We start from the raw sequence: 23,856 nt of genomic DNA on the forward strand, positions 1-23,856 counted from the left end.
TAGTATTTTTTTGATTTTATGAGTTCTTGTCGATCGTTTCGTCTTTCATCCATATCTTCGTCTGTGCCTTCGTCGGCAGCGTCAGATGTCTATATGAGACAGATTCCGAACACGGAAGTTAAGACCTCCAGGGCCGATGATACTTGGGGCATAGCCCCTGGGAAAGTAGGTTATTGCCAGGTAACAAGCGAAAGAACTATCTCTAGCGAGGTAGTTCTTTCTATGTTCCATAATGCTGCTAGGAACACGGAAGTTAAGAATCCACACTGCAGGAGTATGCGTTATGAGTCTCAGTGTGGCGAAAAGCTCGTCCGCTTTTCGTTCCAGGGCCGATGATACTTGGGGCATAGCCCCTGGGAAAGTAGGTTATTGCCAGGTAAACAAGCGAAAAACTATCTCTTACGAGGTAGTTTTTCTGTGTTCCATAATGCTGCTACGAACACGGAAGTTAAGAATCCACACTGCAGGAGTATGCGTTATGAGTCTCAGTGTGGCGAAAAGCTCGTTCGCTTTTCGTTCCAGGGCCGATGATACTTGGGGCATAGCCCCTGGGAAAGTAGGTTATTGCCAGGTAACAAGCGAAGACCATCTCTACATGAGATGGTCTTTTCGTGTATATTTAAGAGTTTGGGGTCGAGGGGTTCCACGATCCACACTGCAGGAGAATTCGTTTCGGGACGCAGTGTGGCGTCAATATTGCTAGATTTTTCATCCAGAGTAGAAGTTTGACGTAAAGCTATCTCATTAGAGACAGCTTTTATTACGTTATAGCAGCAATAAAAAGAAAGCATTGACCACCTGAAGCCCAACTGGTAAGATTAGGATAATTAATTAAATAAATCAGAATATTCAAAGAAGTAGTTTGATATAGATTGGGGGTGGTATCGGGTAAAAGTAATGTGAGAGGAGGAATTACAATGAAAGTAAAAAACGTAATGATTTGTAACCCTTATACAGTTCGATATAATCAAAGTCTTGCTGATGCAAGTAAAATTTATTTAGAACACGATGTTAATTGTGCTCCCGTCGTGGGGATAAACGATGATATAGTTGGCATTATTACGATTTCTAAGGTATTAGAGAGTTTTTTGTCTGGTTCATCTCCAACAGCAAAAATTGATCAATTTATGGATGATCCCCCGGCTGTAGTATCTGAGAATGCTGATTTTGAAAACTTAGCAAACACTTGCCCTCAAGACATGGAGCGAATGCTTGTCTTGAATCAAAACAAAAAGCTAACTGGTATTCTTTCCAGGGTAGAGCTAATTAAAAAGGTGAATTTAGCATGGGAAGAAACTAGAAATGAACTTAAAGTTGTTTTGCAGTCAGTTAGTCATGCAATTATAGCTTTCGACAAAACAGGTTCTATATACCTTTTTAATAAAGGCGCGGAAATTCTTTTAGGGATTAGCAGTAAAGAGGCAACCGACCAACGCTATGCAGGAGTCCTGCCTCAATGGATATGGAAGGAAGTTATAGATGACGGTAATGCCCGATTTGGCTTAAGGCTTGAAGTTAATAATAAAAGAGTAATTGGGAACTCGACGCCTATCTATGTCAATGGGAACATAACAGGTGCAGTTGTTGTTTTGCAAGATTTATCGGAAATGGAAAGCTTGGTATTAGAATTATCAAGAGTCAGGGAATTAAAAGTAGAGTTGGATAATATCATTGAGTGTTCCTATGACGGTATGCTCGTTGTCAATACTAAGAGAGTAGTACTAAGAGCGAATAAGAGCGCATTACAACATTTTAATCTTTCCGATTACAGTCATAATTGTATCCTAAGTGATATTAAATCGGAAATTGCAGTCTGCTTGGAAGACATGTCTATTAATATTGTTGAACAAAAGAGATCCCTTACAAAGGGTTACACGAAACTCGACGGTCAGGAGATCATGATTACGGGTAACCCCCGATTTTCTCTTAATGGCGAGGTAATACAGGTTATATTTAATATGAGGGATATGACGGAATTACAGCGACTTAAATTCCAAGTAGAAAAAGCCAAGGAGGAAAAGTTACGTTATTCTGTCGAGTTACTTGAGTTAAGAGGGAAATTATTAAAAGAGGACTTGATAACTAAAAGTTTTACTATGGAGCCAATTTTGGAACTAATGCTACGAGTATCACAAGTTGATTCCACAGTATTAATTACAGGCGAATCTGGAGTAGGTAAGGAGGTAGCCGCTAAGCGAATTCACAAGCTAAGTCGAAAAGAGAATGGACCATTTATTACAATTAACTGTGGGTCAATACCGGAAAACCTAATGGAGTCCGAGCTCTTTGGTTATGAAAAAGGTGCATTTACCGGAGCTAATAAGGAAGGAAAAATAGGCTTAATGGAAGCAGCAAATGGAGGTAATGTTTTCTTAGATGAGATAGGTGAGCTCCCCTTGAACTTGCAAGTTAAACTGCTAAGAGTTATTCAAGAACGGGTCATTTATCGGATCGGAGGAATAAAACCTATAAATATTGATGTGCGAATTATTGCTGCTACTAATCGAAATCTAAAAGATATGGTAAAGAAGAAGACCTTTCGAGAAGATCTGTTTTATCGTTTAAATGTAGTACAGATTGAAATTCCTCCCTTAAGGGATCGTAAAGAAGACATTTTGCCTTTAAGCGAACATTTTTTAAAGAAATATTGTACTAAATATAGTAAGCAAAAAAAAATAACCCAACAAGTGTATAAGATATTTGAGAGCTATCATTGGCCAGGAAATATTCGTGAGTTGGAAAATGTCATAGAAAGAGCTGTCATTCTTAGTCAAGGTGATACAATAGATATTAACCACTTACCGGAGAATTTAAATATTGGGGAAAATGGCAAGGCTGACGTTGAAGTAACCATTCGAGGAATTGTATCATTAGATGAAGGTGTTCAGTTGATGGAAAAAGAGCTATTGAGAAAAGCCCTGGGGACAGAAAAGAGCAGTAGAAAGACCGCCCAACGTTTAGGAATTACTCATACTACCGTGTTGCGAAAAGCCAAACAATATGATTTGCTCTAGATAATGGCACTGCGAAGTTCCGTTTGGAACTGGGGTGTTCCACTCAAAGAAAAGGAGTGTCTTGGTCAATCTCTATACTCATTTAATATAAATAAAGGATGATTGGAACTTTTGTATTCCAATCATCCTTTATTTATATTTATAATATTCAGAAAAGTAAGCATTGTCAGATGATTGAGGTATTTGGCATGGGTATTGCAACTATTAAAGTAAAAATTGATCAAAACTAATTGACTAAATTCAAGAAATTTTGTTAAGAGAAGGGAGCTTACTAAACATGACCAATGAAATCCAGCATATTCGTGCTAATGTCGGTTTTTATCCCAACTGGTGGTTCAAAAATTATGGAATTGCTTATGGTAGAAAGTATTACTACGACCCGGATTATAGAGTTGAAACTCAGATGAAACAAATGAGATTGTTACATGAGCGCTTTGGTGATCTCGGGCTAGGTAACCCTGATCCCCAGCCAAATCCATTTGTTGATTACGGTATGGCCTTGGTACCAGAACTATTTGGAGTAGAAACAAAATTTTTTGATGATGCTTTGCCTTGGTCTATTCCTGCCAACATGTCTGAAGAACAAATCAATGCCTTGGTCGTGCCAGACGTGTTGAACACCCACCCCATGACTGAGATTATCAGACAAATGGACTATTTAGAAGAGAAATACGGAAAGGTTACCGGAAACATTAATACTTGCGGTATTCAGAACTTGGCACTAAAGCTTCGAGGAGATGACCTTTATACAGATTTCTACGTGAATCCAGAATTGGTACACAAGGTGATGAATGTTTGCTTGGAAACTATTATTCCGCTAGCCAATTATGTGAGAAGTCGTACAGGTACATTAGCGTCATCGGTTACTCCCATGGCTCCACCAGAAATGTACATTACTCCAAACTGTACCACAGCCCAGATCTCGAATGAATCCTATGAAGAATTCATTTTACCATATGAAATGAAGCTAGCCAATGCGTTACAACCTTTTGGTATTCATCATTGCGGCTCAGTTGATAATGTGGTAGAGGGGTACAGTAAAATCAAAAATATGCAGTTTATTGAAGTAGGGCCTTTGACTGACCTACGTCGAGTGAGAGAACTGATGCCTACTGTCTTTATGAATGCCAGGATTTGTCCTGTCCGTATGCTCCAGTGTACGGCTGAAGAAATTGAACAAGATGTCAAACGTCTTGTTGACACAGGGGCTCCTTACGAATTGCTCTCTATTGATGCGGTAGGGCTTGATTATGGAACGCCGGATGAAAATGTACGAACCATGTTAAATACCGCAAAAAACTACAGCGCAGCAAAGATTGCTGAGGGAAAATAATTTGAATGGGGGAAGCAAGATGCCGGTATTAGATGAGATTAAAAATTCAATTATTACGTACAAGCCTGCAAAAACAAAAGAGTTTTGCCAACAAGCTCTAGACGAAGGAATCGAGCCACAGTTAATTTTAAGTGAGGGTCTAATTGCTGGGATGGCTGTTATTGGAGAGAAATTCAAGTTAAATAAGATTTACGTACCGGAAGTATTAATCGCAGCTAAATGTACTCATGCAGGGCTGGATATTCTAAAACCGATTCTGGCTGCCGCAAAAGCCGTTTCCTTAGGTAAGGTTGTACTAGGAACTGTTAAGGATGACCTTCATGATATTGGCAAAAATTTGGTAGCAATGATGCTTGAAGGTGCAGGATTTGAAGTTATCAACTTAGGCGTCAATATTGACCCGGAAAAGTTCATTGAGGCAATCAAAGAATACAAACCAGAAATTATTGCTATCTCCAGTTTGATAACTTCAACTTTGCCCAATGTAGAGGAGACCATTAAAGCAATTGTCGATGCAGGTCTTCGAGACCAGGTTAAGATTATGATTGGTGGAGCACCAGTAACTGAAGAGTGGGTAATACAAATTGGTGGAGATGGGTTTGGTAAAGATGCCACGGCAGCAGTTGATGCTGCGAAGAAATTAATTGGGGTAGCTTAAAGGAGGAAAACGAATGTTTCATACCGAGGTTCGCAGCAAGAACTCAATAGTCACCATCGGTAGAGATTTGCCTGCAGTTATCATTGGTGAACGAATTAATCCCACAGGGAAGAAGAAATTTGGTCAAGCACTTTTGGCGAAAGACTTTGAGTATGTAAGACGAGAGGCAATAACTCAGGTTGAACAGGGTGCGGATATGTTAGACGTAAATGTTGGAGTCGCAGGCGTTGATGAAATTTCAATGTTACCTGAGGTCGTCAAAATAGTGTCTGAAACTGTTGATGTACCTCTATGTATAGACTCGGCAAATCCAGTTGCTTTAGCAGCAGCGTTAAAGGTATATGAAGGAAAGGCCTTAGTTAATTCAGTAACGGGTGAAGAAAAATCTCTTGTGAGTGTTCTCCCTGTGATTAAGGAATATGGTGCAGCAGTTGTTGGACTACTCATGGATGACACTGGTATTCCCAATGATCCTGAAAAAAGACTGGCCATTGCAATGAAAATTGTTGAACGTGCTGAAAAGCTAGGTGTTGAACGGTCTAATATCATTATTGATTGCTTGACTATGACAGTAAGTTCAGACCACAATGCAGCCGCTATTACCCTGAAAACCATTGAAAGGATTGTAGAGGAATTAGGTTCAAATATAATTTTAGGGATTAGTAATGTTTCCTTTGGTTTGCCAGATCGAAATAGTATTACTAGAACTATGATTGCTATGGCCTTAAAGGTGGGTTTGACCTGCATAATTATGGATCCAACGGCTGAGGGGATGCGGCGCACCGTAAAAACCTCTGATCTTCTCTTGGGACGGGATGAGTGGTCTTTAAACTACTTGGCAGAATACCGACAGTACTCTGAACCACAAGCCTAGTTCTTGATAGAATCTTGCTTGCTGGGGGGACGCACATACTAAAGGGAACAATTATGGGAGGTCAAACTTTAAAAGCAGCTAGATCTCCTTGACCAACAAGGAGATCTAGACTCTATCTCGCTTAAAGGAACATGTTCACCTGCGAAACCTAGGTTAACCCATTGGAGGTAATAGAATGCCAAATTTAAAAATTAAATTTCTACCCCAAAATGTAGAAGTTTTTGTCACAGCAGGAACCAGTGTGGTTGAAGCAGCGGATTTAGCGCGGGTCAGTATAGAGCCTACCCCTTGCGGACGGCGTGGAACATGCGGTAAATGTCTAATTCTGTGCCAGGATTATTCGGGCGTACCGACAAGCGTCGAAAAGGAAAAAATCAATAATACCAAGTTGGATCAGGGGTGGAGATTGGCCTGTCAAACGGTAATTAACCAAGACATGGTTATAGAAGCACCTTGCCAAGCTACAGGAAAGCTTATCAAAGATTTATTGTCACGGCCTAAATCTGCTATAAATATTCTACCTGCAATCATTAAGTACTGCCTTAAAGTTCCCCCACCAACCCTGTCGGATCAAAGGGCTGATTGGGATCGTGTTGAAGGTCTGCTGCCAGATCCTGATCTTCAAAAAGAGCTAGACTTGCCCTTATTAAGAAACCTGCCTGAATTAATGAGGAAAAACAACTTTGAAATTACTGTCGTAACTTACAAAGGGAAAGTGATTGAAGTCGAGGCGGGAGACACAACAACAGTAGGTTATGGATGTGCTATAGACATCGGGACAACAACGGTAATTTGTAGTTTGCATGATCTGATTAATGGAGAAGAAATTGCTGCCGCCTCAGCGTTCAATCCACAGCGAACTTACGGAGCCGATGTTCTTTCTAGGATTGATTTTTCCAGAAGGGACAATAATTTGGGGCTATTACAAAGCTTAATTATCGATCAAGTAAATGACTTAATTGAAGAAGTAATTTGGCAAGCCGGGATAAGCAGGTCGGATATTTACTTATTAAGTGTCGTTGGAAATACAACCATGCAGCACCTGTTTCTTGGCCTTCCTGCTAATTATATTGCCACACCACCCTTTGTCGGAACTCTCTATGCAGGGCTTAGTTTTGATTCCAGAGATTTAGGTATCAAAATTAATGACCGAGGTAAAGTGAGCTTTTTACCTAATGTGGCAGGGTATGTTGGAGCCGATATTGTGGCAGGGATATTGGCCACGGATGCCTACAAGCAGGACGCTCCATGCCTTTTAATTGATGTTGGAACTAATGCGGAAATTGTTTTGGCAGCCCATGGCTTAATATATGCCTGCTCAGCCGCTGCCGGGCCAGCTTTTGAAGGAGCCAACATATGCTTCGGAATGCGAGCTGAAACAGGTGCAATAGATCGGGTTTGGCTGGAAGAAGGACAATTACACTATAATGTTATCGGTCAGGTTCCGGCATTGGGCTTATGTGGTTCAGGTCTGGTAGATGTAATTGCCGTATTACTAAAGATTGGAGTTATTGATTTTAGTGGGCGGCTTTTAACCCGTGATGAGGCAATCCCGATTGTTGGAGAAACATTAGCAGAAAGTTTGTATGAAAACGATGATGGTGACGAATTTGTCATCGTCAAAAATAGTGAATCTCAGAAGGTAAGTCTCACTCAAAGAGACATTCGTCAAGTCCAGTTAGCAAAAGGGGCCATACTGGCTGGAATTCGAATTATGAGCAAGGAAATGGCCATTAATTTGGAAGACATTGAACAGTTTAATTTAGCAGGTTCCTTCGGAAATGTGCTAAACAAAGAGAATGCCCAGGCAGTGGGTCTAATCCCCTCGGGAATAAATTTGAGTAAAGTTGAATACGCAGGGAATTCTGCACATGTTGGAGCAAAAATTAGTTTATTGAGCGTGGATACTGAAGAAATTGCAAACTCCGTCGTCAAACTTATTAAATATATTGAGCTTTCAGATCGAGGGGATTTCACGGAAGAGTTTACAAAGGCAATGTTTTTTAGTGAAAATGAGGATTAACCGCAAACTATTGGTTAGATTCGGGAAGGGTGATATAAATGCAAAAAATTTACTATCGAGCTAACCATTGTGATGGATGCCAAGCTTGTGAAGTTGCTTGTATAGAAAAGAAATCCTTCACCAAAAGTCTATTTATGGCAAAGTTGGAACAACCAACTCCTAAAGCGAGGATTAATTTTGAGAAGTTCGATAACAAATACTGGGCTTCAATATGTCAACACTGTATTGAGGCGATGTGTGTCGGAGCTTGTATGACAGGAGCAATGCATTATTCCGAAACAGGTGAAGTTGTTCACAATCTAGAGCAATGTGTGGGCTGTGGAATGTGTATCATGGTTTGTCCATTTGGAGCAGTCGTAATGCTTGAGGATGCTAAAAAGGTCAGCAAATGTGACTTATGTGAGGATGAAAAGATTCCCCCTTGCGTTATAGCTTGTACTCGAAGGGCCCTATGCTATTGTACTCCGGAAGATTATGAAAACGAAGGTTGGGGTGATGGGCTTGCGATATCTCATCATTGGTAATAGCGCTGCGGGGATTTTCGCGGCAGAAACAATCCGGGGTTTAGATTCCATCGGAAAAATCACAATGATTTCTAAAGAAGATTGTTTGCCTTACTCTCGGTGTTTAACTTCATATTTTATAGGGAAAGAAATTTCGGAAGAAGGCATGTATATTCGAAATAAGGATTTTTATACTCAAACAGGCATTGACTTTATAGGGGGAAACGTTGAGCGGGTGGATCCAGATTCTAGATGCGTATGGTTAGACAATGGAGAAAAGGTCAACTATGATAAGCTGCTGATTGCAACAGGAGCTTCTCCTTTTAGTCCACCGCTTGAGGGTAGTGATATGGAAGGTGTATTTCAGCTGCGTACCTCTGCAGATGCCAAAGCAATAGCTGAATTTGCGCCAAAGGTAAAAACTGCAGTAGTCATGGGTGCAGGACTCGTAGGGCTTAAAGGAGCACATGGACTACATGAACTAGGAATTAAGGTCACTGTTGTGGGATCTGCGCCTTACCTTATGCGTTACTCAACTGATCCCGAATCTTCGGAAGTTCTTATTAAATTATTAGAAAAAGACGGTTATCGGATACTGCTGAACACTAAAGCGGAGAGAATCCTAGGCGAAAAGAATTCCAATGGGCGAATGTCAGTCAGTGGTGTAGTTCTTAATACGGGTGAACATATTTCCTGCCAAATGGTTCTCAAGGCAATTGGTGTACGTCCTAATGTTCAGTTGGTCGAGGGTAGTGGGGTATTCGTCAATAAAGGTATTGTTGTAGATGATGAAATGGAAACCTATGTAAAGGATATCTATGCAGCAGGTGATGTTGCTGAGGCAGATGATTTCTTAACTGGTGAAAAAAGCGTAAGTGCTTTATGGCCTACTGCAACAGAACAAGGAATTATTGCCGGCTGTAATATGGCAGGTTTAAAGCGGCGTTATCGAGGTTCACTTGCTTTGAATTCGGCTGTGATTTGTGGAGTGGGACTTATTTCGGCGGGAATCATGAATCTGCCTCCAGGGGAAGGGCTAGTATTGAAGGCAGTAGAACCCAAGAAAAGTTTTTATCGCAAGTTCGTCATAAAAGACGGTCGTTTAATAGGAATGATTATGGTTGGAAATATCGAAGGTGCAGGTATTTTAAGTAGTTTAATTAGAAAGAAAGCAAAGGTTGACATTAACTATCTTAACTATTTATTAACAAGCCCGGTAAAATATCATGGCTACTTTCCGACAGGAGAAGGGAGGGAATAAAATGGGCCTCTATATTAGACCACGTTCATTAGGCATAATTTCTAAGCCGCTGGAACGGGATGACGACCTAAGGACTTCGATTTGCTGTCTTTGTAACGGCGGCTGTGGGCTTAAAGTAAGTTTAGACCATGAGGGGAAAGTACAGGCAGTTTTTGGTGATCGGGATAATCCCTATAATAAGGGAAAAATTTGTGCCAAGCCGATGGAAATTGTCCAGACATTGTACGGGCCATACCGAGTAGGGCATCCCCTGAGAAGAATCAACGGTAAGTTTGAGAGAATTACTTGGGAGGAGGCCTTAAAGCTTATCGCCCAGAGATATAACCATTATTCACAAGAAAATGGCACTGGATCTATTGTGGGAATTACCTCCAAAATCGGTGGCTCATACAGTAAATTAGCTCATAGCATCTTCTCAAAGTTAACGGGTATGGCTAATTATGGAACAGGGCCGATCTGTATGGAGTCAGAATTAAAAGTACGCAAAGACATATTTGGTAATGGGTCTGCATCCTCGCCTCTTTCGGATGTGATAAAATCCAAAATCATGTTGATTGTGGGCAATAATTGTGCCCAAACGAAAGCTGGTCAGTTTCACTGGATTTCAGAAGCCAAGCAACAAGGAACGAAGGTAGTAGTTATTGATACCCGTTTTACTGAGACTGCACAGATGGCAGATCGTTTTATCCAGATAAGACCGGGCACCGACACGGTATTGGGAATGGCTTTACTGAAGATTATTATCAATAATAATCTTTATGATCAAGCCTTTGTTTCTGAATATACCAACGGATTTGAACAATTGGCAGAGGCTGTAGAAGCATTTACCTTGAAGCAGGCAGCGGACATAACTGGTGTCCCTAGAAACGTTATCGAAGAATTGGCCGAAGATTTAGCTGTGCGTAAACCAGGTATGCTTTTTGAGGGCAGAGGTATCGTCTGTGTTAATAACGCAGGTGCCTCAATCAGAGCATTTGAGGATCTAATGGCCATACTGGGTAATATCGGTAAACCAGGAGCGGGAATTATTTCTCATATAAACAATTATGGCAATGCCAGAGACCTTATTCCCAAAAAGGATGTTATAAAACCAGATCGCAAGAGATCCGCAACTGCCCTCTACCAAGCTATGGAAGAGGGTGAAATTAAGATGGTTTTTATTGCGGGAAATCCCTGTGTCAATTGGCCTGACAGTCGACGGATGACCCAGGCTATTCAAGGTTTGGATTTTGTGGTCAGCCATACCTTGTTTCTGGACGATTCGGCAATGCTAGCCGATATTGTTCTCCCTGCAACTCACTGGTTGGAGGAGGCAGGCGTACAGGCAAGTGTTCACAGGGTATTACAATGGAAGGATCAGGCAGCCGCGACTTATGCTGAGTCCAGATCGGGTGGAGATTTATTTCGCCAATTGGCGAAGTACATGGGTTTAGAGACTTCCTATTTTCCGAACTCACCTCAAAAAGCCTGGGAGTTGGAGAGAACTCATAATAAGAGCATTGAGGGGATTACAGTAGAACGTCTCCGGAAAACGCCGGGTGGAGTTCATTTTCCGTGTCCGGCAAACGGACAGGAAGCCGAACGTTTATATGAAAGCAGTTTATTCCCAACGCCCTCGGGAAGGGTTGAATTGGCCAGAAAAAATAATATTGCCATAGAGTATATAAATGTTTTTGATTCCCCTGGAAACCAGGGTGTCAGCCCAGAGAAGTATCCCTACCTCTTAAGTACCAATAAGGTAGCCAGCCACTACCATACAATATGCCAATACAGCAATTGGGCTCAGGAAATGGAAAAACAACCGTACGTTGAGATGCATCCTCAGACAGCATCAGAGTTAGGATTAACGGACGGAGATCCAGTCAGGTTGGAGACTGTGACGGGTTCCCTTGTTTTACCCGCAAGAATTACCTTTAGTGTGCCAAGGGGTTACTTCACTACCCAACCATATTTCGGGTTGCATTCCCCTTATAGGCAGACACCGGTGAATTCCCTGTTTCCTGTAGCCGTCGATCCTGTAGGAGGGAATTTTGCTAATAAAAACATTATGTGTTCTGCTAGTGCCGAAGGGAGGGCGGGACAATGAGTCAGTTTGCCATGTTAGTGGACGTATCGCGCTGCATTGCCTGTAAGAGCTGTAGCGTTGCCTGTATGCAGGAAAACTGTTTGCATAGTAGTTCATGGATAAGGGTAAGAGGGAGGGAGTTGTTAACAGATCATTTGATAAAATACTATAATCCTCAGTCCTGCCGACATTGCGCAGACCCTATTTGCTTGGCAGTTTGTCCAATGGGTGCTATTCAGCGTGGTAATGATGGGTTAGTTATCCACGATATTGAAAGGTGCATCGGCTGTCAGGTCTGTGTAGACGCCTGCCCATATAGTGGAATGAAGATTATGACCAACGGGAAAGTAGGAAAATGTTCATTTTGCAGTCACCTTTTAGAAATTAATAAAGAACCAGCGTGTGTATCAGTTTGCCCAGTTGAGGCCCGAATTTTCGGTGAACGTGAATTCCTGATTCGCGAAGCAGGATTACGCATCAAAAATTTGCTTTCAAGGGGTATAAAGGCACATTTAGAAGGGGCTGATAAAGAATCAACAACCGTGTTATACCTGTCAAACAACACTTCCCGCTCTAACTGGCTGGTTCCTTAGAATAGAGTATACCAATAAGGTTTCCCAATGTAACAAGGAGGTAGGAGTCGTGAAGCTAACCCTAGCAGCTGGAGTTTTCTGCATTTAGAGGAGAACCTTGAAGAAGGGAGGGGATCTTAATGAGCTTAAGAGTAAAGGTTTCGGATTTTTTTCTTGATCACCATGGCCCTGAGTTGCTGTTAGTTGTCTCCTGTGTTGTATTAATAATCCTAATAATTAGAGACGTTATAGCGGTATTTTAGGAGCATGTAGTGAAAACCAGCCTTAATTCCCTTCGAAATCAATTTCTGTTTAACTCCAAATTGAGTACAATAGAACCCCCCCTCACTAGCATTAGTTGCTAATGAGCGGGGGTTTTGAGGAATCTTAATGATTATGCTAATGTTAACTTCTCACGCCAGGGAAAGGAATTTACCAACATTTTATTTAAGCCCACTTCTTTTACTGTGTACCCTAAGGCTAATCCTAATAGTTGTGTGAAGAATACTACGGGAATCTGTTTGCCCTTCGCTTGTAGTGCGTGGAGTCTGAATTCCAGATTAGAATGACATAATGGACAGGCAACCGCAATGACATCTGCTCCTGAGGCAATGGCTTGACGGAGGACTTCATCTGTCCTTATGTTGGCTAGGTCTGGACCGCAGAGAGAATGGCTTCCACCGCAACATTCGCTCTTATGAGACCAATCTCTAACGTCCGCACCCAGGGCTCCCAGAAGTTTATCCATGCTTTGAGGATTTTCAGAGCTGTCAGCTTCGGGATCGGACTCTTCATTGGGTCTTACTGTTAAACATCCGTAATAACAAACAATCTTTAAATCTGTAAAGCGGTACTTCATATTTTGTTTAATACTCTTGGAAATTGAGTGATCAGATAACAATTCTAGCAGATGGATGACACTAACCTTTTCAACTTCTTTTAAGTTTTCTCCAACTAACTGACTTGCTAATTGGCGTTTCTTAGGATCTTGAAGTTCAATACTAGATCGCTTTAAATTGCTGAAACAAGCAGCACAAGGAGCGGTAACAGTGTTAGACCCGCTCTTCTCAACGAGATACAAGTTCCTTGCGCCTAAAGTTAAATTTAAAGAGTGATCTATGCTGTGGGCTGACGTTGCCCCACAACAATTCCAATCGTTGGGCTCTTGCAAATTTATTCCGATTTTGCCACATACAAGTCGGGTGGAGGTATCAAAAGGTTTCGCCAACCCATGAAGTGAGCAGCCAGGAAAATAAGAGACGGTTTTAGTTGCCATGGCCTATGCTCCCTCCTTTCTCTAACCTTTTAATTGCAAGACGATAGGATTTATCCGGTCTATGTGGAGGTTTAATATCTACTCTCATTCGAGTTATGAGATCCTTCATAAGTCTTAATGGCGGCAATGGGGTACCTTTCATGCTCAAGGCTACTGTCAACATTGATTCATGGGATCTCCCAAAGGACTTGACTTGTTTAATATATAATTTGTGGAATTGTATCTGGGCATTTGATTTTGTTTTGGAATCTTTACATGCCATTTCTCTTAATGTGTCCATTAGACTAGTAATTTTTATTTTGGCTGGACAACGATCCTCACATATATGGCAAGATACGCACATCCAAATCGCTCGGCTCTCTAAAAGAATTTTTCGTTGATTAAGTTTAATTAATTGAATGATTTGGCGTGGACCATACTCCATAAGCTCAATTCCACTGCATCCTCCGGTACAAGTGCCGCACTGTATACAGGCATCTATGTTGACATCACAGAGATCCTCTACTTCGGATTGCAACTTGGAATTACCTGTTATTACCATAGTCATCGGAGACCCTCCCTTCCCAATAATCCAACATTAGTTCGCGGCTCTCCGATTGAATTGCAGATAACCTAATACTCCGGCTGCGGCTGCGCTGCCTTGATTTATGGCATCTTTCACATCACAAGGAAAGCCACAGGCCCCGGCATAGAATACACCTTTTGTTAGAATCATTGGATTTTCACTTTCCGTCATTGGGATGGGTGATATAAAGCCATTACTATCAAGTTTGATTCCCAGTTGAGTAGCCAGCGACTTAGTACTTTCCCTTGGAACCATTGCCGTTGCAAGTACTACCAGATCAGCTTCTAATTCTAAAGGAACTCCCATTAATGTATCCTCTGCTCGGATCAATAATCTACCATTAGTAGGGATTACCTTTCCAACCCTCCCGCGGATATACTTTATATGTTGATTTTCCATGGCACTGCGTACGAATTCTTCGCCGTTTTTAAAGTTAGAGCGTATGTCCATATAGAAAACATATACTTGGGCATTAGGCTGAGCTTTCTTTAGTTCTGCAGCTTGTTTGGCGGTGTACATACAACATATTTTTGAACAATAGGGCATTCCTTTACTTCTGTCACGGGAACCTACACATTTTATAAACACGGCAGTCTTAATAGGCTTCTTTAAAATTGCCTCTTCCTGATGTTCAAAATCTATACCTGTTATAACTCCGGGATAACGATCATACCCATATTCGCCATATTTTTTACCCTCAAAGTTATCAAAGCCGGTAGCAATTACAACGGCGCTGAATATCTGATCGTTTATGGTTCCATTGCTTACAAAATTCGCTTTGATATTACTATCTGCGTAAGTAAGTCTGTCAACCTCAGAACCTAACATAACAGAAATCTTGGGATTATCTTTAATAATCTGGGCTTTTTGTTTAACGACTAATGTTCCTTCCGTGAGCTCAGGAAACAAAGAGCCATATTCTTTCACATGACCTCCAAGACTCCTCTCCTTATCAACCAAGACAACTTCCCTTCCGGAAGCTGCTATGTCAATAGCAGCCTGCATACCAGCAACTCCGCCGCCGATAACCAGCACACCCTCATTAAGCATTTTCATGCTCCTTTCACCTTGAAATTTAAGAGAAGTTTAAATATCTCACATTCACTTGATAAAGCGTTCCAGAACTGGCAAAACGGGAGTGGTATTGGCCTTAAAACCTAACTGCTCAACCGGCGCACCCAATGCGAAAGCAATAAGCTGAGATAAATCTATAACGGGAATACTCACGGCGTTACCCCTTGCAGTTATGGTCTTCTGTTCACGATCAAGAGCAGTATTACAACCCGGGCAGGTTGTAGTCATTAATTGAACTCCCGCTGTAGCAGCACTAAGCATCTTATTAGTGATATGAGGCAATACGGTCTCTTCACGGTGAGTGAATCCTCTACCTACAGAATAGCCACAGCAGGCTCTTCGCTCTTTATAAACTACTGGTGTTGCACCAAGGGCCTTATATATTTCTTCATGAAATGTAGGGTATTGAGCATCATCGATAGCCACATCCTTATTTGCCAAATAGTGACAACCATAGTGGGCAGCAATTTTCAAACCGGTTAATGGTCGTTTGACTAAACTGGTTAGTTTTTCCAGTTGACGAAACCAAAGTTCCTGGACATGATATATCTTAGTATGGCCATGAAACTTTTCCCGCCCTAAAGCTTGATTGGCCTTATCTCCTACCTCTTTGAAAGCTGGATTAGAATGTAACAAATGAGCTAATTCCCTCAAGTAGCCATAGCATCCATTACAAAAGACCCCTACATCAAGGCCCATTTCCTGAGGAATACTAAGGTTTCGTGAGGTTGAAGCTAAAGCGAGCTGAGGGTTTACGGCATTACACGTTAACATGTAACCCGTGCAGCAGGTTTGGTCAACTGACTCAATAAATTCTATCCCTAGTTTTTCACCAACGATCCTTACGGCTCTTTCGGTACCGGGGTATTCGATACTTCCCGTGCAACTAAGAAAAAGGAATAGTTTATCGGGCGTAGGTAGATTAGCTACTCTTTGTGGATCAATAAGGGATAACTTCTGATATTCTTCCATTTCAAACCTCCCTTTCTGAACCACTGTTTGAATCATCCGGAACTAATATTTTCCCCTCTAAATAACTTAAATCGATAGGAACTTCGGGAGTTTCTTGATAATTCTTTAGCCACTCGTCAGTACCAGTAATTTCAAACAACTTTTGATATTCTTTTATACCTTTATCGGATACAATCCGAAGCGGTGCTAAGCCAAGACTGCTTCTCAATTCCCTGATTTCATCCAATCTTGCTGGTTTCCCTGGCTGAAATGTTACCGCTTCTTGTCGAGCCTTTGTGACAAAACGGATAAATGGATCCACATGTTTCTTACCAGCTCCGTGTGACATAGAGAAATAACGGATATAAAGCATTAAGAGCGGATATTTAATTTCACTAGGGCATGTTGCAGCGCAGTTGGCACACCAGAAGCAACGCCAAATTTCTTCGCTTTGAACGATCCTTTCATAATTACCAAGGAGAACTTCTCTAATAATCTGTCTAGGATTGTAGGATGGGCTAATAGCGGCGACAGGACATACCCCCGTACATTTCCCGCAAGATATACAGCGACGGATGTCGTCCGCTAATCCTGATGTCGCTATCGCATTCTCAAATTCTATTGACCAGTCGCTGGCCTGTTCTCTTTTCATAAGACATCCCCTCATTACTATTTAATTAGAGCCAGAAGGATATAAGTATATGCAGAATATTCTGTAAATTGAGGCTATCTATGAGGACAGAAAGTCCCACTGAACTCAGTGTGACTTATTCTGTATATGGAGGCATGATGCCAAGGTAAAAGGAGACTCTGTTCCTATAAATTATAATAGGGTAAATAATATTTGTCCTTGAATCAGACTCCGGATCCGGTGGTAAGGTCAAACTCCAGTTTTGCAATATTAGATAAGGTTGAAGATACAGGAGATATCGATATTACACGTTTATGCATCTCTTCTAATATATCCGGACTAGCATCACTTTCAAGGTAAACCTTAATTCGTGCTGTTGTCAAATTAGGTAAGATGTCCGTTGGAATTTGCATAAATGCAATGCCATTACTATCTCCTTCAACCTGAATCTCAATCTTTTTGAGTTCAATACCGTGTAGGGCGCCATCGAAAGAGTAGCCCACAACTAAGCAAGCTCCTAGAGCAGCTAGTACTAACTCTCCCGGTTGGGCTCCTCCTTGAACATTACCCCAGGGTTCATCAGCAATATACTTGAAATCACGAATTGTTGATTCTGATCTAGTACCACCTAGCCAAACAGTGTTAGCTTTTATAGTCCTTTTGGCTTTTTCGGGATCGTCCTTAACTCTGTTAACCATGCTGCTGATAAACCCCAAGTCAATTCCATTAAAAAGGACTCCGCTATTAAAACTACTCACGTTAACAATCACTCCCTCAATTATATTTAGAAAAGCAAACGGCTAGAATCTTACCTTTTAAATTGATATCTTCTCGTTTGCTATTTTCATATCTTTGATTAATGCAATACTTATGCCATAATGTATTAAGCAGCTATGAGCGAGCCTTTTATTGTATTTGCTTATTGGGTCAACACAAGGGTATAAACTTCCAAATTTATACGGAATAATAATGTTCCATTTTAATTTTTAATTATTTGATAAATCACAAAATTCTTATTATAGACTTATTTTCCTTATATGGAATATAATAATTCCATGTGGAACGGATGAATGCCATTAACCTAAATTCCATAATGCGCGCACTTGAATCAAATGCCCTTGAGCAGGGGAATTATATATCAACATTTAACACATATGTATTGCTGAATCCTTAGGATAAGTAGTTAGATATTTGAACCGAGATGTAACACTCCTTTATTATTACAGATCATCTGTGGGTGCATAAAAAGTTGTGCTAATTTTAGGTGATATTTTGTAAAATTATGATACAATATAGTAATATGTGGAGGTATAGGAGATAGAATGGAAAGCATAAATCATGAAGCATTAGCCTTGGATGATCATGAGAAGGATCTTATCAGAGAATATGGGACAGTAGTTCATTATCCTAAAGGGCAAATAATTTTCTCTGAAGGGGATACGGCTGATCGAATATACTTAATTGAAGAAGGTTTTGTGAAAATATATCGAATCACTCCAGATGGTCGAAGGGTAACAGTTGGAAGCATGAGAACCTCAGGGCAACTTATGGGACTGGCTGAAACCTTATATCATGGGGAACGAACTTGTTTTGCGGGTGCTATCAACGATGCTACTCTGGTAGTTGTACGGAAAGCACGTTTTGAGGAATTGCTCGTCAACCATCCTTCTATAGCGATAAAAGTTGCTACTACACTGGGCGTTAGAATGAGAGAAGCAGAAGCGATTATTCAGGAAATGGTCTGCTTTCAGGTACCTGGCAGACTAGCTATGCTTCTTCTAAAAATGTCTGAACGAGCAGGAGTTGAAACTGAAACTGGTACAAAAATAGGCTTTCGATTAACTCACGAGGAGATTGCCTGCATGATAGGAACGTCCAGACAAACAGTCACCTCCTTGCTTAATATATTTAGACAAGAAAATAGTATTGCTATCGAAGATAAGGAAGTGTATATACTCGATCAAGATAAGCTGAGCAAATGGATCGTCTAAGGGAGGCTGGCAGATAACGCCAGCCTCCCTTAGATTTTTGAGAGTAATTAAGTCTGACTTCTGGAAGTTCCTTAGCAGTCGTTAATCAAAAATGTTTGGAAATTCGTCGGTGATATTACATGAAAACTTTTATGTCTGTTATCAGACATAAAAAATGTAATGGCGTTGACATAAATACGGTCGTTAGATAGACAAAAATACCGTCACCATGTCGACATTAATATTGTTCGGAGTTTGGTAAATTAAGTACATAGTAAAAATAAGTAAATGGGAGGAGGAAACTTGGAGCTAGGTAGGGCTGCTTTAGTAAGTGAAAGTCTTTGCAAGAGAGGAGTTTTAGCTATGAAGGAGGGCTCTAAACTAATACAATATCTTAAAGATCCTCATACTAAAAAGGTCCAGCACTTTAAAGAACGGTATCAGGAATTAGATGAACTATCGGAAGTGGCGGTTCAAATTGGGGATGCCTTGGCCTATAAATCTCTTCAGACGGAAATGAAAGAAGTTTTTTTTGATTATCTGACAGCTGTAGTAGTGGATTCAATTTATAAAATAGCTCCTCACGTTCTTATAATTTGGATAATTAGCCTCAAATGGCCAAACATTACGATTCCGATTGTTGATTGGCAAATTAGCATATTTGGAGCATATCTAGTTACGTATTTTTTATTTCACTTAGGGAGATGGCTTGTTAAACCAATTAAATCTAAGCTATATAAATCTGGATTAATTACTTTTAGGACATCTCAAGCAACTAAAATTTAATTGAAAATTGGAGGAAAATGATATGCATTTCGCATTAGCTGGAATAGACGCTAACCCTATAAGCTTGATCCTCTGGGGTATCTTTGTTGGCTATGTCTTTACATCCGTAGGCGCAGCAGGTGGAATCTTAGCGGGGGTAGGCCATATGAGCATTTTTGGAATTAAAAATGCCAATATGGTTAAACCGATGAACCAGATATTAACCCTTGTGAGCCCTATTGTTGGGACACCTCTATATCTTCGAGAGAAGAGAATTGTTGTACCTACTGCTGTTGTTCTGGGTTTAGGTGGAATTGTTGGTGCGTTAATTGGTTCGACACTTTCGTCCTCCTTACTAAAGGAAATGAAGACTTTCCAACCTTATTTTGGCATGGTAACCTTAGGGATTTCTCTACGTATTGCTTATGAGTGCACAGCTAAATTTATTAATGGTCAAAAACAGGTAACAGCTGCCAATAAACTATTTGCAGCAAAAGTTAAGGAACTTAAGGCAGCTGGAAAAATGAATGAAATCAAAGAGATTGGCGTAAATTTCCAAAAAATTGGCCTTCAAAATACCTTTACCTTTGCCGGCCAGGAATTCAAGTACAATACTATTATGGTCTTCTTCACCGGGCTTGTTGTAGCAGTTATCTCAGCATCCTTGGGGGTAGGCGGCGGATTCTTACTCGTTCCTTTTATGACTAGCGTAATGGGATTCCCAATGTATATTGTAGCCGGAACATCGGTTCTTTCAATATTGGTATCATCTTCTACAAGTATTTTAAACTATCTTTCGATGGGTAGCTCTTTAGATCTTCAGTTTCTCGCTTTTGAATTAGTTGGTGTTGCTATTGGTACTGTCGTAGCAGCTCGAGTGTCGAAGTATATTAATGCTCGATACATGAAAATGTTCCTGGCAGTCGTGTTGTTCTATATTGGACTTAAGTATGTATTACCGCTAGTAGGACTTAATATCTAAATCAATCACTTATATTAAGGCAATGCAAATAGGGGGGCTCTTGAATGAAATGTGCATCCTGTAAAATGAAGACTAAAAACATGTGTGATAAGGAAGGCTTTGATTGTACAGGTGGGAAGTATTCACTTGATGAATGTCATGAAGAAGAAAACAAACCCTTTCATCGCTTAAGTGGTTGCTTCCAAGCGGTTCATGGTAACAATCTTAGCCGTCTGGATGAGTTAATTATGTTCGCGAAAAACATGGGTTACAAAAAACTAGGAATGGCTTTCTGCATAGGCTTGACTGAAGAAGCTGCAGTTTTAGAAAAGATCTTATCTCAGCATTTTGAGGTGTACTCTGCCTGTTGCAAAATAGGCGGGCTTAAAAAGGAAGACTATGAGATCCCAAAAGTAAATGAGGATAAAGTTGAGATTATTTGTGATCCTATCCTTCAAGCTAAAGTCCTTGAACACGATGAAACCGAACTAAACATCTCATTGGGCCTATGTGTTGGTCATGATATGCTATTCAACAAATATTCTAAAGCACCAGTGACCACCTATGCTGTTAAAGATCGTATCTTAGGTCACAACCCGCTAGCAGTATGTTATTCAAGCTATTTACGTAAAAAGTATCTTAATAAAAAATATGAATAGGACTCTACGGAATCCACTCTAAATACTAAAATAATCTTTACTGTATAAGTATTTACCGATTAAGATTGATGTATGTAGATTTTAATAGCAGTTATTAGTATCCAACTCTCGACTTTTAAAAGGGGTAATGATGTCTAAATCATTGCCCCTAAACATTTACTGAGATCACAGCGGTTCTTATTAGTTGGATGCCGTGAATTCCAACAAAGAGATACTCTAAAATATTCGATTCTCAGGGCGATTATTTTTTTAAAAAAACTTGTTTTAAACTGTTGACATTTATGTAACCTTCAGCTATACTAAAAAAGTTCTTAAAAACAGTGGCCCGTTGGTCAAGCGGTCTAAGACACCGCCCTTTCACGGCGGTTACACGGGTTCGAATCCCGTACGGGTCACCAAATGGAATATGGGTGATTAGCTCAGTTGGTAGAGCGCCTGCCTTACAAGCAGGATGTCGGCGGTTCGAGCCCGTCATCGCCCACCAAAATGGCCCCGTGGTGTAGTGGTCAACATGCCTGCCTGTCACGCAGGAGATCGTCGGTTCAAGTCCGATCGGGGTCGCCATAATATAATGTGGGTAGGTGGCCGAGTGGTTAAAGGCGACAGACTGTAAATCTGTTCCGCGAGGTACGATGGTTCGAATCCATCCCTGCCCACCATATTAAAAACTAAATAACGTCGCGGGGTGGAGCAGCGGTAGCTCGTCGGGCTCATAACCCGAAGGTCGTCGGTTCAAATCCGGCCCCCGCAACCAAGTTGTTAAGCTCTAAGCAAGCGCTTAGACTTAATATAGATGATTGGGGTGTCGCCAAGCGGTAAGGCACCAGACTTTGACTCTGGCATTCGTAGGTTCGAATCCTCCCACCCCAGCCATATTTATGGGCCATTAGCTCAGTCGGCTAGAGCACCTGACTTTTAATCAGGGTGTCCCGCGTTCGAGTCGCGGATGGCCCACCAATAATTCGCGGGTGTAACTCAGTGGTAGAGTGTCACCTTGCCAAGGTGAAAGTCGCGAGTCCGAATCTCGTCACCCGCTCCAAAATGCGCTCGTAGCCCAGCTGGATAGAGCGTCTGACTACGAATCAGAAGGCCGGGAGTTCGAATCTCTCCGAGCGCACCACATTTAAAAAACATGCCGTTGTAGCTCAGTTGGTAGAGCGTATCCTTGGTAAGGATAAGGTCACCGGTTCAATCCCGGTCAATGGCTCCAGCCGATGCGGGAGTGGCGTAATTGGCAGACGCGCACGTTTGAGGGGCGTGTGGGTAACTCCGTACGGGTTCAAGTCCCGTCTTCCGCACCAAAAATAAATATTTTTGGAGAAGTACTCAAGTGGCTGAAGAGGACGGTTTGCTAAACCGTTAGGGTGGGTAACTGCCGCGAGGGTTCAAATCCCTCCTTCTCCGCCAAAAATATATTCCTCGATAGCTCAATGGTGGAGCAACCGGCTGTTAACCGGTAGGTTGTAGGTTCGAGTCCTACTCGGGGAGCCATGGCAGGGTAGCCAAGTGGTCTAAGGCAAGTGGTTCATACCCGCTCATTCGAGGGTTCAAATCCCCCCCCTGCTACCACACCTGCGGGTGTAGCTCAATGGTAGAGCACTAGCCTTCCAAGCTAGCTACGTGAGTTCGATTCTCATCACCCGCTCCATATGAATTTAACCGCACCTGATGGTGCGGTTTTTGTTATTATAGCCATGAGTATATACTCATGGTAAGTTATAGCATTGACTTCAAGTCCATAAGTTGCCACTAGAGCTCACTGAATACCCCTAAAATGATTTTTTATTTTCGTGTATGGATTAAGACGCAGTGACTATGAATTACTGTAATCCCCTGTTTTTCTCCATCTTGAATCGCTCGCTTACTCTCACTTCCAGGCTGCATCCAAACATTGGAGATACCAAGGGAGGCACATTCACTAATAATCTGTTCAGTAATTTTAGGAGGAACAACTATACTAACGGCATCAGGTTTCTTAGGTAAAGCAGCTAAAGAAGGATAACAGGAATCTCCGTCGATAGAGGCAAGCCCTGGATTAATTGCAAAGACTGAATAACCTGCTTTCTTTAACTGATTAAAGACCTTATAACCATATTTGGAAGTGTTATTAGATACTCCGACTACTGCCCATGTTTTCTGGCTCAATACCTGGTCTATATCACTAGGCATAGTAAAACTCCCTTTCTTAATTCTTTAATGGTTAAATGAGACTAGTGTTATTAAAAATGTTCTAAGAGTTGAAGTAAGTTAAGTGTAAAATAAACTGCAACTTTTAGCAAACTGGGGAGAAAAATTATGAAGTCTAAAAACATATTTTATGAAGTCTAAAAACATATTTACTGTACATTCAGACGAACAGCAAAAGATGATGATGAATAGTATTATTTCAGGTGTATCGTAGAATAATACTACCGAAGATAATACAGCAAATGCGGTAAAAGGAAAAAACATAGAAATAATTGTTGACAGCAAATACTGTAGGTGGTATTATAACTGAGTGCCGCAACGAGGATATTATTAATTGGTTTTATTGCAAATTGTATCCAAACAAATTAGTGTTGACAACGCAAGTTATAAATGCTAAGATGTTGTTCCGGCCCAAACGGGTCACAACAAAAACCATGGTCTTTGAAAACTAAACAACAAGGACAGCCAATGAGAGAGACTCGCAAGAGTTTCGAAAATAAATCATGAGTCAATC

Annotated in this window: 21 protein-coding genes and 15 tRNA genes; 29 read left to right on the plus strand and 7 right to left on the minus strand. The window is 41.0% G+C overall.

All coding sequences use genetic code 11. The annotated features are described in order from the left end of the window. Positions 1–917 precede the first annotated feature (917 nt). The 10 genes from DP73_RS21435 (at position 918) to DP73_RS24295 (ending at position 12,566) form a co-directional block, all read left to right on the plus strand. Positions 918–3,014 carry a sigma 54-interacting transcriptional regulator gene (locus DP73_RS21435; protein WP_034602430.1) on the plus strand — a complete coding sequence of 699 codons (2,097 nt, stop codon included), beginning with the start codon at positions 918–920 and terminating at the stop codon, positions 3,012–3,014. Between the two features lie 277 nt (positions 3,015–3,291). Further along, complete coding sequence (locus tag DP73_RS21440) at positions 3,292–4,347, plus strand: uroporphyrinogen decarboxylase family protein (protein ID WP_034602431.1); 1,056 nt, start codon at positions 3,292–3,294, stop codon at positions 4,345–4,347. Between the two features lie 19 nt (positions 4,348–4,366). Next, a complete protein-coding gene (locus DP73_RS21445) occupies positions 4,367–5,005 on the plus strand; it encodes a corrinoid protein (RefSeq protein ID WP_034602432.1) in 639 nt (212 codons plus the stop codon). A gap of 13 nt (positions 5,006–5,018) precedes the next feature. Beyond that, entirely contained in the window at positions 5,019–5,879 is an 861-nt protein-coding gene (locus DP73_RS21450; protein ID WP_034602433.1) for a dihydropteroate synthase, read from the plus strand. A 175-nt stretch (positions 5,880–6,054) separates the two neighbouring features. Next, a complete protein-coding gene (locus tag DP73_RS21455; protein ID WP_034602434.1) occupies positions 6,055–7,902 on the plus strand; it encodes an ASKHA domain-containing protein in 1,848 nt (615 codons plus the stop codon). A gap of 38 nt (positions 7,903–7,940) precedes the next feature. Continuing rightward, positions 7,941–8,426 carry a 4Fe-4S dicluster domain-containing protein gene (locus tag DP73_RS21460; RefSeq protein WP_034602438.1) on the plus strand — a complete coding sequence of 162 codons (486 nt, stop codon included), beginning with the start codon at positions 7,941–7,943 and terminating at the stop codon, positions 8,424–8,426. After that, complete coding sequence (locus DP73_RS23235; RefSeq protein WP_242865817.1) at positions 8,398–9,666, plus strand: FAD-dependent oxidoreductase; 1,269 nt, start codon at positions 8,398–8,400, stop codon at positions 9,664–9,666. The genes DP73_RS21460 and DP73_RS23235 overlap by 29 nt, the downstream gene beginning before the upstream one ends. Position 9,667: 1 nt before the next feature. Then, on the plus strand, positions 9,668–11,752 hold the full coding sequence (locus tag DP73_RS21470) for a molybdopterin-dependent oxidoreductase (RefSeq protein ID WP_034602441.1): 2,085 nt from the start codon (positions 9,668–9,670) through the stop codon (positions 11,750–11,752). Beyond that, on the plus strand, positions 11,749–12,324 hold the full coding sequence (locus DP73_RS21475; protein WP_034602442.1) for a 4Fe-4S dicluster domain-containing protein: 576 nt from the start codon (positions 11,749–11,751) through the stop codon (positions 12,322–12,324). Before DP73_RS21470 ends, DP73_RS21475 begins: the two co-directional genes overlap by 4 nt. Before the next feature lie 119 nt (positions 12,325–12,443). Further along, positions 12,444–12,566, plus strand: coding sequence for a hypothetical protein (locus DP73_RS24295; protein ID WP_282432716.1), 123 nt, complete (start codon positions 12,444–12,446; stop codon positions 12,564–12,566). A gap of 131 nt (positions 12,567–12,697) precedes the next feature. Here the strand turns inward: DP73_RS24295 and DP73_RS21480 are convergent, their stop codons facing one another. The 6 genes from DP73_RS21480 to DP73_RS21505 form a co-directional block, all read right to left on the minus strand. Beyond that, positions 12,698–13,579, minus strand: coding sequence for a CoB--CoM heterodisulfide reductase iron-sulfur subunit B family protein (locus DP73_RS21480; RefSeq protein WP_034602443.1), 882 nt, complete (start codon positions 13,577–13,579; stop codon positions 12,698–12,700). After that, the gene (locus DP73_RS21485) at positions 13,569–14,126 is read right to left on the minus strand and encodes a 4Fe-4S dicluster domain-containing protein (RefSeq protein WP_034602444.1); all 558 of its coding nucleotides are present in this window, start codon (positions 14,124–14,126) and stop codon (positions 13,569–13,571) included. The genes DP73_RS21480 and DP73_RS21485 overlap by 11 nt, the downstream gene beginning before the upstream one ends. 30 nt (positions 14,127–14,156) lie before the next feature. Next, a complete protein-coding gene (locus DP73_RS21490) occupies positions 14,157–15,200 on the minus strand; it encodes an FAD-dependent oxidoreductase (protein ID WP_081963124.1) in 1,044 nt (347 codons plus the stop codon). Between the two features lie 45 nt (positions 15,201–15,245). Then, a complete protein-coding gene (locus DP73_RS21495) occupies positions 15,246–16,190 on the minus strand; it encodes a CoB--CoM heterodisulfide reductase iron-sulfur subunit B family protein (RefSeq protein ID WP_034602445.1) in 945 nt (314 codons plus the stop codon). A 1-nt stretch (position 16,191) separates the two neighbouring features. Continuing rightward, positions 16,192–16,821, minus strand: coding sequence for a 4Fe-4S dicluster domain-containing protein (locus DP73_RS21500; protein ID WP_034602447.1), 630 nt, complete (start codon positions 16,819–16,821; stop codon positions 16,192–16,194). Positions 16,822–17,024: 203 nt separating this feature from the next. Further along, the gene (locus DP73_RS21505) at positions 17,025–17,558 is read right to left on the minus strand and encodes an OsmC family protein (protein WP_034602448.1); all 534 of its coding nucleotides are present in this window, start codon (positions 17,556–17,558) and stop codon (positions 17,025–17,027) included. Positions 17,559–18,122: 564 nt separating this feature from the next. Between DP73_RS21505 and DP73_RS21510 the strand changes: the two genes are divergently transcribed. The 19 genes from DP73_RS21510 (at position 18,123) to DP73_RS21600 (ending at position 22,803) form a co-directional block, all read left to right on the plus strand. Then, on the plus strand, positions 18,123–18,791 hold the full coding sequence (locus tag DP73_RS21510; RefSeq protein WP_034602450.1) for a Crp/Fnr family transcriptional regulator: 669 nt from the start codon (positions 18,123–18,125) through the stop codon (positions 18,789–18,791). A gap of 342 nt (positions 18,792–19,133) precedes the next feature. Further along, complete coding sequence (locus DP73_RS21515; RefSeq protein ID WP_034602458.1) at positions 19,134–19,556, plus strand: hypothetical protein; 423 nt, start codon at positions 19,134–19,136, stop codon at positions 19,554–19,556. A gap of 22 nt (positions 19,557–19,578) precedes the next feature. Next, positions 19,579–20,517 (plus strand): sulfite exporter TauE/SafE family protein, encoded by a 939-nt coding sequence (locus DP73_RS21520; protein WP_034602452.1) that lies wholly within the window; start codon positions 19,579–19,581, stop codon positions 20,515–20,517. Positions 20,518–20,561: 44 nt separating this feature from the next. Then, positions 20,562–21,155, plus strand: coding sequence for a DUF1847 domain-containing protein (locus DP73_RS21525; RefSeq protein WP_034602453.1), 594 nt, complete (start codon positions 20,562–20,564; stop codon positions 21,153–21,155). Between the two features lie 322 nt (positions 21,156–21,477). Beyond that, positions 21,478–21,553, plus strand: a tRNA-Glu gene (locus DP73_RS21530). A gap of 10 nt (positions 21,554–21,563) precedes the next feature. Continuing rightward, a tRNA-Val gene (locus DP73_RS21535) sits at positions 21,564–21,639 on the plus strand. 4 nt (positions 21,640–21,643) lie between these two features. Continuing rightward, positions 21,644–21,719: transfer RNA gene (locus tag DP73_RS21540), tRNA-Asp, on the plus strand. A gap of 11 nt (positions 21,720–21,730) precedes the next feature. Then, positions 21,731–21,814, plus strand: a tRNA-Tyr gene (locus DP73_RS21545). A gap of 20 nt (positions 21,815–21,834) precedes the next feature. Continuing rightward, a tRNA-Met gene (locus tag DP73_RS21550) sits at positions 21,835–21,909 on the plus strand. Positions 21,910–21,953: 44 nt separating this feature from the next. After that, positions 21,954–22,028, plus strand: a tRNA-Gln gene (locus tag DP73_RS21555). A 7-nt stretch (positions 22,029–22,035) separates the two neighbouring features. Then, a tRNA-Lys gene (locus DP73_RS21560) sits at positions 22,036–22,112 on the plus strand. Positions 22,113–22,119: 7 nt separating this feature from the next. Further along, positions 22,120–22,194, plus strand: a tRNA-Gly gene (locus tag DP73_RS21565). A gap of 4 nt (positions 22,195–22,198) precedes the next feature. Further along, a tRNA-Arg gene (locus DP73_RS21570) sits at positions 22,199–22,275 on the plus strand. 14 nt (positions 22,276–22,289) lie between these two features. Then, positions 22,290–22,365 (plus strand) — tRNA-Thr (locus DP73_RS21575). 6 nt (positions 22,366–22,371) lie between these two features. Further along, positions 22,372–22,456, plus strand: a tRNA-Leu gene (locus DP73_RS21580). 15 nt (positions 22,457–22,471) lie between these two features. Beyond that, positions 22,472–22,562: transfer RNA gene (locus tag DP73_RS21585), tRNA-Ser, on the plus strand. Between the two features lie 9 nt (positions 22,563–22,571). After that, positions 22,572–22,646, plus strand: a tRNA-Asn gene (locus DP73_RS21590). Position 22,647: 1 nt separating this feature from the next. After that, positions 22,648–22,724, plus strand: a tRNA-Met gene (locus tag DP73_RS21595). A 5-nt stretch (positions 22,725–22,729) separates the two neighbouring features. Further along, a tRNA-Gly gene (locus tag DP73_RS21600) sits at positions 22,730–22,803 on the plus strand. A gap of 134 nt (positions 22,804–22,937) precedes the next feature. Here the strand turns inward: DP73_RS21600 and DP73_RS21605 are convergent. Further along, entirely contained in the window at positions 22,938–23,324 is a 387-nt protein-coding gene (locus tag DP73_RS21605) for a CoA-binding protein (protein ID WP_034602454.1), read from the minus strand. Positions 23,325–23,856 lie beyond the last annotated feature (532 nt).

The organism is Desulfosporosinus sp. HMP52, from assembly GCF_000765145.1.
Classification (GTDB): domain Bacteria; phylum Bacillota; class Desulfitobacteriia; order Desulfitobacteriales; family Desulfitobacteriaceae; genus Desulfosporosinus.

What these genes read in the sequence shown, in the direction of transcription:
- DP73_RS21520 (WP_034602452.1), top strand. Translation starts at nt 19,579, where the DNA reads ATGCATTTCGCATTAGCTGGAATAGACGCTAACCCTATAAGCTTGATC.
- DP73_RS21445 (WP_034602432.1), top strand. Translation starts at nt 4,367, where the DNA reads ATGCCGGTATTAGATGAGATTAAAAATTCAATTATTACGTACAAGCCT.
- DP73_RS24295 (WP_282432716.1), top strand. Translation starts at nt 12,444, where the DNA reads ATGAGCTTAAGAGTAAAGGTTTCGGATTTTTTTCTTGATCACCATGGC.
- DP73_RS21450 (WP_034602433.1), top strand. Translation starts at nt 5,019, where the DNA reads ATGTTTCATACCGAGGTTCGCAGCAAGAACTCAATAGTCACCATCGGT.
- DP73_RS21470 (WP_034602441.1), top strand. Translation starts at nt 9,668, where the DNA reads ATGGGCCTCTATATTAGACCACGTTCATTAGGCATAATTTCTAAGCCG.
- DP73_RS21525 (WP_034602453.1), top strand. Translation starts at nt 20,562, where the DNA reads ATGAAATGTGCATCCTGTAAAATGAAGACTAAAAACATGTGTGATAAG.
- DP73_RS21480 (WP_034602443.1), bottom strand. Translation starts at nt 13,579, where the DNA reads ATGGCAACTAAAACCGTCTCTTATTTTCCTGGCTGCTCACTTCATGGG.
- DP73_RS21435 (WP_034602430.1), top strand. Translation starts at nt 918, where the DNA reads ATGAAAGTAAAAAACGTAATGATTTGTAACCCTTATACAGTTCGATAT.
- DP73_RS21495 (WP_034602445.1), bottom strand. Translation starts at nt 16,190, where the DNA reads ATGGAAGAATATCAGAAGTTATCCCTTATTGATCCACAAAGAGTAGCT.
- DP73_RS21500 (WP_034602447.1), bottom strand. Translation starts at nt 16,821, where the DNA reads ATGAAAAGAGAACAGGCCAGCGACTGGTCAATAGAATTTGAGAATGCG.
- DP73_RS21490 (WP_081963124.1), bottom strand. Translation starts at nt 15,200, where the DNA reads ATGAAAATGCTTAATGAGGGTGTGCTGGTTATCGGCGGCGGAGTTGCT.
- DP73_RS21455 (WP_034602434.1), top strand. Translation starts at nt 6,055, where the DNA reads ATGCCAAATTTAAAAATTAAATTTCTACCCCAAAATGTAGAAGTTTTT.
- DP73_RS21475 (WP_034602442.1), top strand. Translation starts at nt 11,749, where the DNA reads ATGAGTCAGTTTGCCATGTTAGTGGACGTATCGCGCTGCATTGCCTGT.
- DP73_RS21440 (WP_034602431.1), top strand. Translation starts at nt 3,292, where the DNA reads ATGACCAATGAAATCCAGCATATTCGTGCTAATGTCGGTTTTTATCCC.
- DP73_RS21485 (WP_034602444.1), bottom strand. Translation starts at nt 14,126, where the DNA reads ATGACTATGGTAATAACAGGTAATTCCAAGTTGCAATCCGAAGTAGAG.
- DP73_RS21460 (WP_034602438.1), top strand. Translation starts at nt 7,941, where the DNA reads ATGCAAAAAATTTACTATCGAGCTAACCATTGTGATGGATGCCAAGCT.
- DP73_RS21510 (WP_034602450.1), top strand. Translation starts at nt 18,123, where the DNA reads ATGGAAAGCATAAATCATGAAGCATTAGCCTTGGATGATCATGAGAAG.
- DP73_RS21515 (WP_034602458.1), top strand. Translation starts at nt 19,134, where the DNA reads ATGAAGGAGGGCTCTAAACTAATACAATATCTTAAAGATCCTCATACT.
- DP73_RS23235 (WP_242865817.1), top strand. Translation starts at nt 8,398, where the DNA reads ATGGGCTTGCGATATCTCATCATTGGTAATAGCGCTGCGGGGATTTTC.
- DP73_RS21605 (WP_034602454.1), bottom strand. Translation starts at nt 23,324, where the DNA reads ATGCCTAGTGATATAGACCAGGTATTGAGCCAGAAAACATGGGCAGTA.